Annotated in this window: 14 protein-coding genes; 7 read left to right on the top strand and 7 right to left on the bottom strand. The window is 38.1% G+C overall.

Annotation, left to right across the window (positions count from 1 at the left end; genetic code table 11):
* Positions 1–161: 161 nt before the first annotated feature.
* The gene (locus tag VP97_RS23840; RefSeq protein WP_156153481.1) at positions 162–374 is read left to right on the top strand and encodes a hypothetical protein; all 213 of its coding nucleotides are present in this window, start codon (positions 162–164) and stop codon (positions 372–374) included.
* A gap of 215 nt (positions 375–589) precedes the next feature.
* Here the strand turns inward: VP97_RS23840 and VP97_RS11870 are convergent, their stop codons facing one another.
* Positions 590–1,276 carry a CAP domain-containing protein gene (locus VP97_RS11870; protein ID WP_050182099.1) on the bottom strand — a complete coding sequence of 229 codons (687 nt, stop codon included), beginning with the start codon at positions 1,274–1,276 and terminating at the stop codon, positions 590–592.
* Positions 1,277–1,966: 690 nt separating this feature from the next.
* Positions 1,967–2,209: a hypothetical protein gene (locus VP97_RS11865; RefSeq protein WP_050182098.1), complete on the bottom strand. Its 243-nt coding sequence runs from the start codon at positions 2,207–2,209 to the stop codon at positions 1,967–1,969.
* 181 nt (positions 2,210–2,390) lie between these two features.
* Here VP97_RS11865 and VP97_RS11860 point away from each other — a divergent pair, with 181 nt between their 5' ends.
* Both VP97_RS11860 and VP97_RS11855 read left to right on the top strand, forming a co-directional pair.
* Complete coding sequence (locus VP97_RS11860) at positions 2,391–3,092, top strand: hypothetical protein (RefSeq protein ID WP_050182097.1); 702 nt, start codon at positions 2,391–2,393, stop codon at positions 3,090–3,092.
* A complete protein-coding gene (locus VP97_RS11855; protein WP_050182096.1) occupies positions 3,089–4,138 on the top strand; it encodes an alpha/beta fold hydrolase in 1,050 nt (349 codons plus the stop codon). The genes VP97_RS11860 and VP97_RS11855 overlap by 4 nt, the downstream gene beginning before the upstream one ends.
* A gap of 216 nt (positions 4,139–4,354) precedes the next feature.
* On the opposite strand, the gene VP97_RS11850 is transcribed toward VP97_RS11855, so the two are convergent.
* Positions 4,355–6,286, bottom strand: a complete 1,932-nt coding sequence (locus VP97_RS11850) for a fructose-bisphosphatase class III (RefSeq protein WP_050182095.1) — start codon at positions 6,284–6,286, stop codon at positions 4,355–4,357.
* Between the two features lie 851 nt (positions 6,287–7,137).
* Here VP97_RS11850 and safA point away from each other — a divergent pair.
* Positions 7,138–7,737: a SafA/ExsA family spore coat assembly protein gene (gene safA, locus VP97_RS11845; RefSeq protein WP_050182093.1), complete on the top strand. Its 600-nt coding sequence runs from the start codon at positions 7,138–7,140 to the stop codon at positions 7,735–7,737.
* A 471-nt stretch (positions 7,738–8,208) separates the two neighbouring features.
* Here the strand turns inward: safA and VP97_RS23835 are convergent, their stop codons facing one another.
* From VP97_RS23835 to VP97_RS11835, 3 genes are all read right to left on the bottom strand, one after another.
* The gene (locus VP97_RS23835; RefSeq protein ID WP_156153480.1) at positions 8,209–8,376 is read right to left on the bottom strand and encodes a hypothetical protein; all 168 of its coding nucleotides are present in this window, start codon (positions 8,374–8,376) and stop codon (positions 8,209–8,211) included.
* A gap of 186 nt (positions 8,377–8,562) precedes the next feature.
* Positions 8,563–8,808 carry a hypothetical protein gene (locus VP97_RS11840; protein WP_156153479.1) on the bottom strand — a complete coding sequence of 82 codons (246 nt, stop codon included), beginning with the start codon at positions 8,806–8,808 and terminating at the stop codon, positions 8,563–8,565.
* A gap of 242 nt (positions 8,809–9,050) precedes the next feature.
* Positions 9,051–9,833 (bottom strand): TerC family protein, encoded by a 783-nt coding sequence (locus VP97_RS11835; protein WP_050182090.1) that lies wholly within the window; start codon positions 9,831–9,833, stop codon positions 9,051–9,053.
* Positions 9,834–10,648: 815 nt separating this feature from the next.
* Here VP97_RS11835 and VP97_RS11825 point away from each other — a divergent pair.
* Complete coding sequence (locus VP97_RS11825; RefSeq protein ID WP_050182088.1) at positions 10,649–10,933, top strand: hypothetical protein; 285 nt, start codon at positions 10,649–10,651, stop codon at positions 10,931–10,933.
* A 350-nt stretch (positions 10,934–11,283) separates the two neighbouring features.
* Entirely contained in the window at positions 11,284–12,018 is a 735-nt protein-coding gene (locus VP97_RS11820; protein WP_245629880.1) for an NAD-dependent deacylase, read from the top strand.
* Between the two features lie 432 nt (positions 12,019–12,450).
* Here the strand turns inward: VP97_RS11820 and hprK are convergent, their stop codons facing one another.
* Positions 12,451–13,386 carry an HPr(Ser) kinase/phosphatase gene (gene hprK, locus VP97_RS11815; protein WP_050182087.1) on the bottom strand — a complete coding sequence of 312 codons (936 nt, stop codon included), beginning with the start codon at positions 13,384–13,386 and terminating at the stop codon, positions 12,451–12,453.
* Between the two features lie 557 nt (positions 13,387–13,943).
* Between hprK and VP97_RS11810 the strand changes: the two genes are divergently transcribed.
* On the top strand, positions 13,944–14,828 hold the full coding sequence (locus VP97_RS11810; protein ID WP_050182086.1) for a YitT family protein: 885 nt from the start codon (positions 13,944–13,946) through the stop codon (positions 14,826–14,828).
* The last annotated feature ends 399 nt before the right edge of the window (positions 14,829–15,227 follow it).

Raw genomic sequence — 15,227 nt, 5'->3', positions numbered from 1 at the left:
GTCTTACTGAATTCGTGACTGACAAGCTTCTTTTTCGTTACTATTTCTGATTTTCCCCCTCATGTTTTCCATATACAGACTACACGACAAGCAATACACTCCTTGCTTTTCCCTTTACTGCTTTTCAATTGATATAATGGGAGAAAAAATTAAGGAGTTTTATGAGTAAATCATTTAGCCTTGGATCCAGTAATGGACCTAAACGAACAAATCCGGACCAAAATGTGTTTATAGAATTTGAACGGCTTTACTATGTAATGAATTCTGTCAATTGCCATGTAAACTTAATTGGAGAAAAAGCCCTTCGACAACCATCTGATGAGTTGAATGTTCTTTTCGGTGTTCCTACTATGAAAGATTTGCGAAATTGGTAAAGTATGATCATGCGTTTCGTCAGGCTGTGATTGAGGTGTTTGATGAAGTAAATAATGAACATGAAATAAGGATGGATATGAAGGTTTGTCTGGTTTGTCTTGATGAGCTGCCAGAATTCTTAGCATAATTAAAAATAAAACCGCCAGACTAAATCTAGCGGTTTTTTTAAATATATATTTGTTTACAGTCTTTTAAATATAAAGGGTTACTTTGTTTACTTTCCGATAAACATTTGTGTCCAATGTCCATCTACATAACCTACACCAATATGAGTGAAGTCAGCACTCAAAATATTCTTACGGTGTCCATCGCTGTTCATCCACGCCTTCATTACTTCTTCAGGTGTTTTTTGACCTTTGGCAATGTTTTCACCAGCCGTTTTATACGTAATACCGAATTGCTTCATCATATCAAATGGTGAACCATACGTAGGTGATTGGTGAGAAAAGTATCCTTTGTTTTTCATATCTGCTGATTTTGCACGGGCAACTTCACTTAATTTTGTATCGAGCTGAAGAGCTTTCAAGCCAGCTTTTGCACGTTCTTGATTTACAAGCTCAAATACTTTTTTCTCAAACTCGTTAACAGAGCCAGTCGTTGCTGCTGGTGTTTGAGCTGGAGCAGTTGTTGTTGGAGCTTTCGCTGGCTCTTGAGTAGTTGTTGTCGGTGCCTTTGCTGGCTCCTGAGTAGTTGTCGTTGGTGCCTTTGCTGTCGTTGCTTTTGGTGTTGTTTGTGCTGGCTGTTTAACAAACGAAACAGTTTGTTTACCATCAACATATTTCACAATTACCTTATATTGAATCGTTTGAACAGTTGGTGTAGCAGCATGCGCTTGTCCTGCTGAAAGTAATCCTAGTGAAAGAGCACCAGCCGTAGCTATCATACGTAGTTTCTTTTTCAAATTAATTCCCTCCTGAAATCCTTATTTGTTTGTTATGACCATGTTGCTCGGTCTCTGCCACTAATAATGCAAGAAAAAAGATTATTCCGCAATAGGTTTTAAACCTCCAATTTTAACTAGTTTTCTGCAATGATAAACTTCCAATTTAAAACTAGACTATAAACGTAAGCGTGGCTTGATCCTGGAGTAAATGCTGCTTCTATAATAAAAAGCAATTTTCTGTTTTTGTAATTGAATTGTTATAATTGTTATAACAATGTTCAAACAAAAAATATGGTAAAAAAATGTTTTATGCTTTAAATGCCTGGTGTGTCCTTTACATAAAAACAAAACCACCAAGTTAAACTTAGCGGTTTTATGACTTACTCAGAAAATGACGGACTGCTCTGAAGCCTTAAAATAAGCCCGGGAATTATGAAAAAGAAACGGCAGCTTTGCCTTTCGACTTCCTCCGAACATATATTTTCGCCTAAACTACATGTTTATTATAAATGAATAAAGAAAAAAGAATGGTGAATGGCAACGATTTTGTTCAGCATTTTAATGGCAGCAATCGAATCGATTCCTTACTGCCATATATGAAGTGAAACGAAGCAGCCAGCTGCCCGTTATAACCGGCAGCTGGCTGCTTAAAAAATGCTTTGCCCCCGTCTTGAAAACGGAGATCAGTCCCAGAGCTATTTTTACAGACTAATAAATAGACGGCAATATGTCTCTATCATATAACATCTTAAAAATCCTGAAATGAACTTTAAACTCATTAAAATGGAAGATAGTTCCTTCTTCAAAATCACACCAGTCAAAGAACGATTCCAAAATATCAGGATGCTCATCATCAAGCTCACCAGAAACATTAAGCGGATACTGTAGCTTTTCAAACATCTTGCCGTGGCCATAAACTCCAAAGATACTTTCCGTTTCTTCTTCTGTCATTTTCCACTCTCCTTTCTGCTAGATTCCTCCTATAGTATGACCGAATAACAGAATGGAACCGGCACATAGCCCCTCTTGCCAGCTATAAAAAAGTACATAGACTTGTTCACCAATTTACGCACACTTCTCTTATTGCTTGTTTATAATAAACAAACAGAAATTATTGAAAGGAGCGCTCTTAATGGCGGAAAAAACCGAATACACAGATATATATGAAGCAATCAGAAACATAGGATTTGGGCTGGAAACACAGTTTAATGAGTGGATCCAGGACCAATTAAATAAAGAAAAGCTTGTGTTACCGGCAGCCTTTTTATCAAATGTACAGGGAAAGCTGATCCAGTTTATTAGAGAATACCAGGAAATTATTTCTCTCCATTTAAATACGCCAACCAAGGACGATGTGGCAAATGTTGCAAAACTGCTGATTCAGACAGAAGAAAAAGTAGATGATTTAAACGACAGAATGGATGATTTGGTAGCTGTGATAGAGGAACTCAGGACAGGAACGTATAAAAGGCCGGCCTCCAGCCATTCATCATCGGCTCGGTACGCAGAAAAAAGTGTTTCAAAGCTATTAAGCCAGACTGAGGAAAAAGTAAATGATTTGATAAACAGAATGGATGATTTAGCAGCAGTGGTAGAAGAACTCAGAAAAGGAACCCATAAAAGGCCGGTCTTCAGCCATTCGTCATTGACTCGATATGCAAAGTGTAAAAGAAAATCAGAAGCCAAGCATAATAAGAAGAAAGTAAACCTCGAAGAACTTCTGAACCCAGCCATGGACTCCAAGTCCTTTATTCCTTTGGATTCTGCTTTTGGAGATGAGATTTTTTTAAAATTTCTACAGGATATGAAGGTAAAAAGGAGAAAGAAGAGATGAAAGAGCGGCCGGACTTTGATCATGAAAAAGAATGGCAGCGCTGGAAAGGTTTTTTCAGTATTTGGACTACGCCAGAACCCGAAGTAGGCCAGACACCGAGAATCGCTGTCTGGAAGAAAAATAAAGCTACCCTTTGGTATTATCCATCCCCAAACAAGAAATACGCTATCCCCCTTTTCCTTGTCTATTCACTTGTAAACAGGGCATTTGTATTGGATATGGCCCCAGGAGCGAGCATGATTGAATCCTATCTGCAAAATGGGTATGACGTCTATTTAATGGATTTCGGTTCACCCGGATATGAAGACAAGGATATCACGATTGATGACTACTTGATAGATTACATTGATCGGGCAGTCCGAAAGGCGTTAAAGCATTCTCATGCAGCCGAGCTTACAATGGCGGGTGTCTGCCTTGGAGGGACCCTGGCCGCCCTGTATGCTTCCGTTTCAGAACAACCTATCCGAAATTTGATTATTCTTGTGGCACCTCTTAATTTTTCTGAACCGCCGATTTTTGATAAACTAGCAGAAGCGATGAAAAATGGCGATTTCAGTATGGATCCAACTCTTGATGCACTGGGATTCATTCCAGGCAGGTTTATGAAGTACGGACTACGGCTGGCCAGCTCCCCTATTTATATCAGCCCATATCTTTCCCTTTTAAATAAGGCCTACGACAAGGACTATGTCGACAGGTGGCGGAGGTTCAACAAATGGACGAATGGGCATGTCGGCTTTTCCGGAGCAGCCATTAAACAGTTGGCCAACGAAATCGGCAAAGATAATAAATTTATGAAAGGAACACTTGTGATCAGAGGCAAAAATGCTGATCCAGCGAACATCCAGGCAAACCTTCTAGTTGTGGCAGGAGAACATGACCGGCTGGTTCCCGCAACGCTTAGCCAGGATTTCATCAACAAGGTATCCAGTCCAGACAAGGACTACCGCCTCGTCTCCGGCGGGCATACAACAGTGGCCGTCAAGGGAGGCGCCCTTCCGCCTTTTCTGGCAGACTGGCTTCCGCCAAGATCTGATAAATTATAATGTCACAGAACTAAATCAGGAAAGCTGACAAAAATATTAAAATGAATAATTGACTTCAATAATAAAAAAAGCGGCTTTAACCAGCCGCTCTTCTTTTTGTATTTGTCTTACGGTTAGATCTCTTGATGAAGATTTTAGCTGTTTGGCGCTACTTCTTTAAGCCGTCCTTCTTGCTTGTATTCCATTTTGAACTCAATCAAAGTGTAATAACTAATGTCAATTCATATAACGATATTCCCTCAAATTATTCAAAATGGAGATTTCCTGTAATAACTCCTCACCAATATTCGTTTCTCTCACTTTTTTTCTCTTTAATTCTTCATCTACCAGCCTTTTTACCGATAAAACATCCGTTCCTTTACATAAAACCTCTTCTTTTGAATTAAAATGTTTATGAGCGACCAGCTGCATCCCATAGGAATTGTATAGCAAAGTGTATCCAGCTATACCTGTTGTTGATTGATACGCTTTGGAAAAACCGCCATCGATGACAATCATCTTCCCGTTCGCCTTAATCGGATTTTCTCCATCAATTTCTTTAACGGGCGTATGACCATTGATAATACGACCTTGGTCAGGATTAAGATCAAATTCGGTTAAGATTTTACGGCAAATGTTCTCATCTTCACGTAAAGAGTAGTATGGATTCTTTCTTTCTCTATGGGTTTCCTTATCCTGAATAAAGTATCTCTCAAAGGTTGTCATTTCTCTTTTCCCAAAGAGTGATGAATATTCTCCTGTCCATAAATACCAGACCATATCCGTCGCAAGGTCATCGGTCTCTTCCGGATGTGCAAATGCATACCGTAAATAATGCTCAAAAGTATCAAGTAAGTCACGACCTGCATAGGTTTTATTTTCAATCACCATTTTTTCCATGTTTCCTTCTTCATCTAAAGGAATACATCCATGTATTAACAAATTCCCATTATATCTCAAATAAAGGCTGCCTTTTTTCATGAGAAAATTCATATGTCTAGCTAGTTTTTCTGAATGCTGAACAGAAAATAACAGTTTATCCAGCACTTGTTCCTCTTCCTCTAATAATTGATCGGGCTGCTCCGGGTTAATGGTTGCAAAACACGTATTTTCCAGCGGATACGTTTTTCCCTGAATCGTTACTTCGTTTTTGTCATAATCAATTTTTTCAAGCAAAAGCCTCTCCGACATATCAAAGCACGGGCGTCTTTTGATGATCGGGCTTTCTAGCTTAAACTGAATGATGGAAATGGCCTGATGAATTTTGGTGATTTGCAAATGTTCCTGCTCCGATAGGTTGTTGTTTGATTGTCTCTTTGGCCAAAAAGCTGGATTGTCGTCATAGTACTTTTCCGCAAGGTTCAGAAGCGGTCTTAGATTGATTCCATAAACATCTTCAATAATATCCAAGTTATTATAACGGGCACAGATACGAATAATGTTGGCAAGACAAACCTTTGAACCGGCAAAAGCACCTAACCATAGAACATCATGATTCCCCCACTGAATATCAACGGAATGATAATTAATAAGAGTATCCATAATTTTATGAGGATCAGGTCCACGGTCATAAATATCCCCAACGACATGAAGATGATCCACAACCAATCTTTGAGTTGTATAAGCAAGACCAATAATCAACTTATCAGCCTGATCAAGTGAAATAAGTTGCTGGACCATTTTTGTATAATAATCTTTCTTGTTTTTAAATTCATCTGTTTTATATAATAACTCTTCTACAATATAGACAAACTGTTTAGGCAGTGCTTTCCGTAATTTCGAGCGTGTATATTTGGAGGAAGCATAAGAAATAAGCTGCATCATACGCTCTATGATTTCTATGTACCATTCATGTAATTCTTTTTCATTGCCGAAATGACTTTTAGTTAATTGTAATTTTTCTTCAGGGTAATAAACCAATGTGGCAAATTCATTTAATTCTTTTTCATATAATTTATCTTTAAAAAGGTCTCTAATTTTCACTTTTACATTTCCCGAACCATTTCGCAGCACATGCTGAAAAGCTTGATACTCCCCATGTAAATCACTGACAAAATGTTCAGTCCCCTTTGGCAGGTTAAGGATCGCTTCAAGATTAATAATTTCAGTGGCTACTTTTTCTTCGCTATCGTATTTTTGCGCTAATAAATCTAAGTATTTTGAATTCAAAGTTATGTATCCCCTTTCAAAAAATCACTGTCTATTTCTAATCTAACCTATTTCATACTCCCATTATAAAGGAAAAATGAAATAGACGTTATAACAATCATTAATATTTATCGATGTTACTTTAAGTGTACGCTCTTTCGCTTTTAAAACTAACATCCTCTGAATAAAATCGTACTTATGGACAAGTTATGTAAAGAAAAAATAAGCAAAAAAAGAAAAGACAGTTGTCAATGAGCCTGCGCCTAAACCTATAAATGAACTTGTAGATAAATCTACTCATATATTCATATACATATATATAAGTATACACTCAAGGGTAAATTTGGCTCTGATCTATAAATTCTACTAAAGGATGCTACCATAAAGAAATCAAAATACTAATTTTAAGCAAACAGGCATAAGAAAATGTAATGATCTTGAGGATTCATTTATCTAACAATAAAAAATCTCCCAAGATGTTTTTTTTGTTTTAGCAATACTGTAGCCGGGAAAGTTTTCACGATTTTTATTATTATTCGCCTATTTTCGCAAAACGCTCGGATGCGTTCACCGATTTCATCATACAAGCGCTGAAAAACAGCTTTTTTTCTTCTTCTCTTTCTTCTGCTTTTACTGGATCAATAACTCATGTTCAGCCCATACAGCCAGCTTTTCAATAAGCTCCTCAATATTCGCTAATTATTACCACCACGCATACTGGTTTGCCCAAAACAGATAGCTTAACCAAGTAGATAAATAACAATATTGTCTTATTCTTTTTTTAATGGGAGAAATTGATTATTGGTTGGTTTCTAGATTTGTGTTTAAATGGAAAAGTCTTATTCAATCAATCAGAAATTTCAGGAGGAAACATGAAGAAAATTATTGCCGCAACACTGCTTACCGTCTCTCTAATGCCATCTCTTGCCTCAGCAGCCACCACCTATACGGTTCAATCTGGAGATACAATGTGGAAAATTGCCAGTAAATATAAGGTTGGAACTTCAGAAATTATTACAGCCAATCCCTCGGTAAAGAATCCAAACACGATTTATCCGGGCCAGAAGCTAAATATTCCGACGGTTTCCACAAATATAACAAATATGGAAGAAGAAGTTGTCCGTTTAGTGAATATTGAACGTCAAAAGGCGGGCCTTAAACCATTAACACAAAATTGGGAGCTTTCTCGTGTTGCTCGAATCAAATCTCAAGACATGATGAACAATCATTATTTTTCCCATAATTCACCTACATATGGTACTCCATTTAATATGATGAAAAATTTTGGCATTACATATAAATCAGCAGGAGAAAATATCGCCCAGGGGCAGACAACACCTGCAGCAGTCATGAAAGCCTGGATGAATTCAGCCGGTCATAAAGCAAACATCTTAAACAGTAACTTCACTCAAATTGGTGTAGGCTACGAGCCGAATGGAAATTATTGGACACAGCAATTTATCCAGAAGTAAGGATGAAAAAGGTAAGTTAGTTAGCTTACCCTGTTGTCTTTGTAAAAAAGACCTCTCTTAAACACACGTTCTTTCTGTACGTATCAATCGTGATTCTTATATAGTTCGATTATTTTCGATCAAATGAATCTGGTTTTATAGTCAATATCCCGCCCTATACAATGGCAAAATGTGAAACATAAAAAAGCACAGCGATGTTGCTGTGCTTTTTACTCTGCTATCTCCTTTAAATCTTTATTGTTCTCCAGCTCACGAAAGGCTTTTAAGTTCCCTTATCCTCAAATACGACCATCTTTCTCGCCCGACCTATCATCTTTACTAACTCTTCATAACCTTGCTGGATCATACTTGCTCTTTGATTAAGCTTCTTATACTTTGATGGTATGGCTGCTTTTTCTTCTGTTACTATTTAAATTCTGTTTGAAGGATTTCCCAATCTGCTTCATTGGTTTTATGACCTAGACAGCAGCTTTAAATTTCTCGTGCTTCTTCTTCTAGAAATTCTTCTTTGGTCACATATTTAATTCCGTACCCTTTAAAGAGAAGCATGTTGGTCATTTTGGCGAAACTGGTACCGACACCATGCAAAGTACCAGCAATGTCCTCACCTTTCATTACAAATACATATTTCATTGCCATTCACGCCCTTCAGTCTACTTTTATCAAAGCCCTGGCATTTCTGCAGCAGCCACAATCATTCGCTCTCTTTGTTATCTGCTCCCAGGTCCGCTTCTTTCTTGTATAAAAATAGGCATGAATCATTTTCGTATGCTCAGTTGTTCATCTTATCATATTATAGATGACCTTAATAAGGTGTATCTGAAGCTAATGTTCCAGGTTATTCCGTAGTAGCAAATCCTTATTTTGATCTAGGGCGGCTTGTTCAGTAGGCTTGCTGACCTGGCCTACTGCTCCAATTCCTTCGTTTTCATGCATGCTCGTTTTAGACATACCTACTGTACGCTGTTTCAATTTATGCAGCTTCTTACCGATTATGATGGATATCGGAATTTCTCTTGAAAAGCAGAACTTTGAGTTTTTTACTAAACCTAAAAACATTTTGTCTTCCAATACTATTCACCAAGTAACGTACTTTTATAAAAAATTTCACTTCATTTATCCTTTTTCTCTATTTGTTTTCCAGCAGCTTGCATGATTATCGCTTCGCTTTTTATACAAGTTTAGCTGCCGATATAACCCTTCCTATATAAAAAGGTTAACCAGTTTTTACTGGTTAACCTCATCAATGGCATGCTGCTCAGCTTACATAAATGTTTTTCCTGTTCCTATAATCGCTTTTATCTTTTTTCCTTTTACAGTTCTTCTTTCTCTAATGACTTATTAGCCGGTGCAAACCAGCCGGCTAGAGCAATACCAACTAATACTCCGTAGAAAATCAGCGTCCACACGGTACTGTGTGGGAAATGATGGTCCAGGACACCAATGTCCTCATGGGCAAGAGTAATAACAGCAAGCTTGACACCGACCCAGGCAACAATGGCATAAGCTGTTGTTTCCAATGCTGGACGTTGATCAAGCAGCTTGACAAACCAGGTTGCTGCGTACTTAATCAAAATAAGGCCAGCAATTCCTCCAAGAAGAACAACAATAAACTTTCCTCCATCCATGCCGCCGAAGTTACCAAGCGGTGAATCCGGAAGACCGAGGGCCAGCGCAACCGCAGCTAGAATTGAATCAATAGCGAAAGCAAGGTCCGCTAAACCAATTTTCCCTACTGTCGGCCAGAACCCTTTTCCTGCGGCTTGTTCTGCTTCTTCTTCCACGTCCTCACGGATATTCTCATTTTCTTTCCCAAACCGGGCCTTAATGACGTGCTTTAAGCCCAGGTAAAGAAGATAAGCTGCTCCTATCGCCTGTATCTGCCAGACATTTGCGATAAAAGAAATGGCAAAAAGTGCAGCAAATCGGAATACGAAGGCCATAAGAATCCCATAACTTATTGCTCTCTTTTTTTGATCTTCAGGTAAATGCTTGGCTATAACTGCTAGTACAAGGGCATTATCAGCCGATAACAATCCTTCTAATCCAATTAGGATTAATAATGCCCAGGCATACTCCAGCCAGATTGAATCCATTCATCTCTCTCCTTTTAACAATATAGTTTGCTATGTAAAATTTTTGATACCAATAGTATGTATTCCCTCACATTCCACCGTTAATCCTATAAAATACGATTCTATTCTTAGACAATTATCCGCAGCGGACACCGTATCTTTTAATGGAAATGTGAAAAGAGACTGCCTAATTCGTAATGTGAACATAAAAAATCAAGAATAGATCCTTCAGCTTTTCTTGATTTTTTATTCCTTTATATGGGCGCATTGTTCTTTCACCTCTGCCAACCCATTCCATTCACAAGGATAATCCGGATATTTAAAACGGAAAAAGATTTTCTGCGGGATAAAATTGCCCCGATCAACGCTCAACTGGCTATGACGTTTTAAATACAATCTAATTATATCTAGATTATATATAAAATGTCTAATTCTTTTTAAAGTTCTCTATTCTAGCTAAAATGGCTTCTCCTTTGTCTTTTACTATTTTTACAAATACTCAGGAAACTGCCGGGTTAAATTGTGGCCCTGGCAGTTAAGAAACGCTCCACTATAGTGAACAGGTAGATAAGTTGATTCTTTAGCTCCAATTACAACATAGGTAAGTACATTCTTTAGCCGGGACCTTTCTCGGCTTTTCTTCATCTTTTGTATAAATATTCATTTGAAAGGTTATACTGATATTGTTAGTTTCAAACCCACCCCATATGAACGCAGCCATTTCTTCAGCCAGGCTTTCTCTGGCTGCTTTTTTATTAAGCGATAATTTGCTGGACAAGTCCCCGAATAAAAGCTTTCCAACATTGGAATGCTGTAAGTAAAAAGGTGATACCTTCATGTACTTTCCTACCATACATACAAATTTCTGGGATGCAGTGACTGCTGTTCCAATTGTAATGATTCTAACACAGTTAATTAAACTGAAGTTTAAACCAGCCAAAGCCCTGGTCCCTACTATTGCTCTGGTAATTGGACTTCTTATTTCTGTCTTAATTAGTCATCCAGGTCATTTAAAGGCAGGCTTATTTATAGGCTGGTTTTATGGCTATGCGGCGATCGGTTCGTATGTTTCTTTAAAAATAAGTGTTGCCTCCTTTTTAAAGAAAGCTCATCATAAGTAATATGGATGAGCTGCTTGTATAGGTCTATATAAAACGGTCCATCCCTGGCTTAATGTAAAGAAGTTTGGCGACTTCCTGTAACTGCCGTTCTTTATCGCACAGACGGCATTCTACAGTAGGCTAATTTTTTCGGTCATGTTTTCATCATTTATTTTCATATCGCAGAGTATCCGTACTTTTAAAAAGCCGTGGGAGCTTTCCTGGCTTTTTTGAATGGATTTTCTTGAATGGTGGTCTATAATACGGGGCTGGTAATCCATTTCTGCAGTCAGGCCTTGCCTGGCTGCTTTTTATTTTAACTAAAGTATTTTATTATGAATAATATCGTCAAACTCTAGGGGGGACTTATTGTGACAAAGGAAGCATCAAAAAACATTGCCAAGCTGTTGAAAGAGTCAAACTATGCAGTTATCGTAACTGGAGCTGGCATCTCGACTGAAAGTGGCCTTCCCGATTTTCGCTCACAGGGCGGTCTCTGGGACGGTAGGCGCCCAGAAGAAATCTCCCACGCTTCTAAAGTAGGGACAGACGAGTTCCGTGACTTTTTCACAAAACGATTGAATGATGCAGCCGAGCATAAACCGAATGCTGCTCACCGCCTTTTAGCAGATTGGGAGAAGAAGGGATTGGTTCAATCCATCCTTACCCAGAATATTGACGGATACCATAAAGCGGCTGGAAGCAAAAAAGTTCTTGAGCTTCACGGACATCTTCGCTACCTCACTTGTAATGGGTGTGGACGAGATTACGATGTAAGTAAATTTACGGTTGAACACAGTGATGCCTGTTTGGATTGCGAAGGAACTGTTCGCCCAAATGTGACTCTCTTTGGAGAAGAACTTCCGCACCTTGCCTGGTCTGAAGCGATTCAGGAAGCGAGAAAAGCAGATTTGGTTATCGTTCTTGGCACATCTCTTCAAGTATGGCCGTTCAACTCCTTAATTGATGAAGCCTATCAGGGAGGGAATGCCGCCCGAATTGTTATTGTAACAGAAAGCGAAACACCCTATGACGGAATCGCCAGTATCCGACTGCATGATAAAATTACAGCAGCCTTGCAGGCGGTAAACGAATACCTGGTATAACATCATCATTCTCTGGCGCTGTTTTTCAACTTCTTTACCTCTGTAAAAGAAAAAGTCAAGCTCTGTCTTAAATCGTTTTGCTTAACTGTGGCTGAAATAAGTAAACCTTGCTTACCCAGCTATACGGATGAACTATTGAGTAACTAGCGGTAATACAATACACCTTCTCTTTAAACCATTATTAGTAATAAAATGGATAACAGCTCCAGAAAATTTCTTTAATCAAAAAAGAGAAGGGAAATAATTCACCTTCTCTTCTTACCTTCGAGTTCTATTAAACAGCCATATTGACTACTCTTCTTAAAAAAATCTCTTTCCTAAAGAACGTTATGGGCTGTTTGAACAAGGAGAGCTTGCTTGGATGATATATAAAAATCCCCAATGAATACATACTCGTCAATAAAATGCTTTCATTTAACAAGGCTTAAAAAATTATTCATTATCAGATTTCGTAATATCAGCTTCAATTCTGCTCATAAACTCTTCTGCTGCACTGTATCCTTGCTCCTTTAAATACCAGTTGTTTGCAGCTGCTTCAATCAACCCTGCCACATCACGCCCAGGCTGAAGCTGGATTTCTATAGAAGGAATTTTAACACCCATATAATCAGTATAGTGAAATTCCTGTTCCAAATCATTATACAAGGCATCCTTCTCCCATTTCGTCAAATGGATATCAAGAGCGATTCGTGTTTCATCCTGAAACGCCTTACGACCATATAAGCGAACCACGTTCAATAATCCAATACTGCGGAGAGCCAAAAACTCTTTGGTTTTCTCATCATGTGTACCTAGAATTGTTTGCGGACTAAGCCTCTTTAGGACAACGATATCATCGGCAACCAGCCGGTGTCCCCGGCGAATCAATGTGTGCGCTGTCTCGCTTTTCCCTACTCCCGAGCTTCCACGAAGTAATATCCCAATGCCTGACACATTTATACAAACTCCGTGCACCGCCATTTCGGACGCCAGTTCCTTTATTAAATAGTAATCCAATCTGGTGATAAACTCTGAAGTGATCTGTGGCTTATTTGTTACTAACAAAGGGATTCCCTGCTCTGTACAATGATGAATTAAATAAGTAAGTCCCTCTTCACCAGCCGTTACGATAAAACATGGCGGATGATAATGAACAATATTTCCAATTCGGAGCTTACGTTCTTCATGGCTTAATTTATGTAAATACGTAATTTCCTTTTTCCCCAAAATTTGAACTTGTTCTGTTGGAAAAAAATCAAAATGACCAACAAACTCAAGACCAGGACGATGCACTCGTGGCTGCGTAATGACTTGCTGTAGCTGATCTTCACCAGCCAGTACTTTTAATGAAAACTTTTCAACCAAGTTTTCAACCGTTATTTTTTTCACTCTATACTCACGTCCTATTAGCCTTTTTATAATGAATTATACTTTAGATTATGGATGGCGTCACTCGTTTACGAACGGACCTTCCAAAGGATATTCATATAACCTGTCAGTTTCGTTGCAGTGTGATGATATGCAGCCTTTCTTCCCAGGCAAGCTACGTAGTATAATAATAAAAGTGAGAACTTAAAATAAAAGAGGATTAGAGCAGGTACTCGTTAAAGTTTTGATTCATCAGATGCCCTGTTATCTGAATGATGGTTTGTCACATTTTTTTTACTCTTATCCCCTCGATTACAATTTTCTTATTCCTCAGTACAACTATTATCTAACTGTCAATTAGTGAAGTGTTTTTGTTATATCTCTGGTCTTCTATCGTTTCTTTAAAGTCTAACTTCTTATTCTGTAAGAAAGAATGTATTATAAACATGGCAATTTTCTAAATCTTATGATCCATTTAGTCATATTTATTTTTGCAGGTTTTTTCTAATAATATTTTTCTATTCCAAACAAAAATGTATGACTATTACAATACATATTTAACGAAAGGGAGGAATACATTGGCAGAATCAGGAAAACTAAAAGCACAGCACAAAAGGGCTTCACTATTTGAGATTATTCAAAGAGGAGCTGTTATCACTGTTGGATCCTTATTGATGGCAACAGGCCTGGAAATCTTTTTAGTTCCAAACCACGTTATTGATGGGGGAATTACGGGCATATCTATCATGCTTTCCCACATTACTGGAGTGAGCCTGGGGCTCTTTATTTTCCTCTTGAACCTACCGTTCGTCTACATTGGATACAAACAAATCGGTAAAACCTTTGCTTTATCAACTATTTTTGGCATTTTCATGCTATCAATCTTCACAGCTTATTTTCATCCTATTCCTCCTTTTACAGAAGACATTCTTCTTGCTACAATCTTTGGAGGAATGGCACTCGGCAGTGGTATCGGCCTTGTTATTCGCTACGGCGGAGCGTTAGATGGAACAGAAATTCTTGCTATTTTGATTAATAAAAAAGTACCCTTTTCTGTTGGTGAAATTGTAATGTTCTTTAACGTATTTATTTTAAGTGCAGCAGGATTCGTTTTTAGTTGGGATCGTGCGATGTATTCGATTTTAGCGTATGTTATTGCTTCCAAAACAATTGATACGGTGGTTGCCGGGCTGGAAGAATCTAAATCCGCCTGGATTATCAGTGATCATTTTCAGGAAATTGGGGAGGCCATCAATGACCGTTTAGGGCGTGGGGTAACGTTTCTCAATGGTGAAGGAGCTTACACAGGCGACGAAAAAAGAGTAATCTTTTGTATTATTACGCGCCTGGAAGAAGCTAAGTTAAAAGGGATTGTGGAAGAGTTAGATCCAAATGCTTTTTTGGCAGTAGGAGACATTACAGAAGTTCGTGGAGGGCGTTTTAAAAAGAGAGATATTCATTAATAACCAGCCCTGTTAATGGAGTATAGGTCATTAAGTGAATTTTAATTAAGGAAGAAAACAGAAAATCATCATCTCTTGATACTCAATAGCTAGTGAGCCTGAAAATATGATTGTTTATTTATGTAGAAGTACTGTTGATTGACTATATGTTAATTTCATCCATTTTTCTGTTGGATGAAAATGAAGGTTAACTTACATAAGCATAACGCTACTATCTGTGTAAAAGTAGGGATTACGGGCTAACCAAAAAGAAATACCTCTCCATATGAATTTAAAAGTCTAACAAAAAACAAAACAAAAAGACATCCTTTTAACTATAGGTACAGGCAAATGCTTATTTGTATTTTTATGCATCTTCTTCCTTCCCGGCATTGCGAGACAATCCCACTTTTGGCTTTA

The sequence above is a fragment of the Domibacillus robiginosus genome (genome assembly GCF_000966195.1).
Taxonomy (GTDB): Bacteria; Bacillota; Bacilli; order Bacillales; family Domibacillaceae; genus Domibacillus; species Domibacillus robiginosus.
This window is presented reverse-complemented; position numbering and strand designations above follow the sequence as displayed.